The organism is Streptomyces sp. NRRL S-495 (assembly GCF_000966955.1).
Classification (GTDB): domain Bacteria; phylum Actinomycetota; class Actinomycetes; order Streptomycetales; family Streptomycetaceae; genus Kitasatospora; species Kitasatospora purpeofusca.
In genome coordinates this window covers 1-1,772 of record NZ_JZWY01000247.1, presented here as the reverse complement: position 1 = coordinate 1,772, position 1,772 = coordinate 1, and the positions used below count along the sequence as shown (strand labels likewise).

The 1,772-nt window shown below is 72.3% G+C and carries 3 protein-coding genes; 1 reads left to right on the top strand and 2 read right to left on the bottom strand.

Features of this window, described 5'->3' with window-relative positions; translation table 11 throughout:
- A partial coding sequence (locus tag VR45_RS14280; protein WP_045940114.1) for a dimethylmenaquinone methyltransferase occupies positions 1–462 on the top strand: 462 nt, incomplete at its 5' end.
- A gap of 19 nt (positions 463–481) precedes the next feature.
- Here VR45_RS14280 and VR45_RS14275 read toward each other — a convergent pair.
- Together VR45_RS14275 and VR45_RS14270 are read right to left on the bottom strand one after the other, a co-directional pair.
- Positions 482–973, bottom strand: coding sequence for a GNAT family N-acetyltransferase (locus tag VR45_RS14275; RefSeq protein ID WP_045940113.1), 492 nt, complete (start codon positions 971–973; stop codon positions 482–484).
- 112 nt (positions 974–1,085) lie between these two features.
- The coding region (locus VR45_RS14270) for a TerD family protein (RefSeq protein ID WP_045940112.1) at positions 1,086–1,772 on the bottom strand (687 nt) is incomplete at its 5' end.

The following is a 1,772-nucleotide window of genomic DNA, read 5'->3' as shown; positions in this document are numbered from 1 at the left end:
GACGAGGCGTGCGTCGGGGACCTCGCGGTGCTGGAGGCGCGGGCCGCCGGGATCGCCGGGGTGGTGGTGTGGGGGCTGCACCGGGACACGCCGGAGCTGGTGGAGATCGGGCTGCCGGTGTTCAGCTACGGCAGCCTGCCGCTCGGGCCGCTGCGGCTGGACGGGCGGGAGCCGGAGGCGCTCGCCACGGCGCGGTTCGGACCGCACCTGGTGAGCGCGGCGGACGCGGTGTTCGCGGACGCGGACGGTGTGCTGTTCGTACCGGGCTCGCGGCTGGACGAGGTGCTGGAGACGGCGGCCGGGATCGCCCGCACCGAGCGGGCGCAGGCGGAGCGGATCCGCTCCGGTGACACGCTGCGGCGGCAGACCTCGTTCGACGAGTTCCTGGAACGCCGGGCCGCCGACCCGGGGTACAGCTTCCGGCAGCACCTGCGGCGGGTCGGCGGGGCGATCGAGGAGTAGCGGCGGCCCCTGGGGCGGCTCAGAGCGCCAGGTGCATGACGTGCAGGGCGACGTAGCCGTGCACGGGGTGGTGGAAGGCCTCCGGGACGGTGCCGACGACGGTGAAGCCGAGCGACTCGTAGAGCTTCACCGCGTGCTCGTTGGACGCGACCACGGCGTTGAACTGGACGGCGCGGTAGCCGGACCGGCGGGCCCAGTCGATGCTGTCGAGGACGAGCGCCCGGCCGATGCCCCGGCCGCCGTGCGCCGGGTCCACCATGTAGCTGGCGCTGGCGACGTGGCCGCCGTTGCCCATCTGGTTGCGGTTCATCTTGGCGGTGCCGAGCACCGCGCCGGTGGCCTCGTCGACGGCGACCACGGTGCGGTGCGGCTCGGGCAGCAGCCACCACTCCCGGCCCTGCTCGAATCCGAGGTCGAGCGGGTAGGTGAAGGTCTCGCCGGCGGCGACGACGGAGTGGAAGAACGGCCAGATGCCCGGCCAGTCCTCGGTGGTGGCTTCCCTGATCAGCATCCGGACATGATGCGCGGCGGACGGCGGGAGGTCCAGTCGTTTTCTCCCGCCGTCCGGCCGTGTGTCCGGCCGTGTCCGGCCGTGTCCGTCCGATCGGCCGTCAGAGCAGCCGTCAGAGCATCGAGGCGGCCGGCTTGACCATCGCGCGGGCGGTCTTGGCGTCCACGTACTCGCCGATCGCGGTCATCACCCATTCGCCCGAGTACTGGCGGACCAGCTTGCACATCACCACGCCGGTGCGGGACTCGGACTGGGTGAGGTCGAAGCGGACCAGCTCCTGGTTGGTGCCGGCGTCGACCAGTCGGCAGTAGGCGTTCTTGACCTCGGTGAACTTCTGGCCGGAGAAGGAGTTCACCACGAACACCAGGCCGCACACCTCCGGCGGCAGACCGTTGAGGTGGACGGTGATCGACTCGTCGTCGCCGCCGCCCTCGCCGGTCAGGTTGTCGCCGGAGTGGGTGATCGCGCCGTTGAAGATGCCCAGCTTCATGAACCAGGCGGTGTCCAGCTTCTCGCGCTTGGCGTCGAAGGCGAGGCAGGAGGCGTCGAGGTCGATGTTGCGGCCGCGGCCGGCGGGCTCCCAGCCGAGGCCCATCCGGATCGAGGAGAGGAAGGGCTTGCCGTTCTTCTCCAGCGAGACCGAGCCGCCCTTGGTGAGGCTGACCCGGCCCTTGTCCAGGGTGACTTTGGTGAGGGACGGCGCGGTCGCCGCGGCGGGCGGGGCCGGGGGCATCGGCGGCGCGCTCTGCGGCATCGGCGGGGCGGAGGCCATGGCGAGCCGGGGGTCGACCGGGCCGGC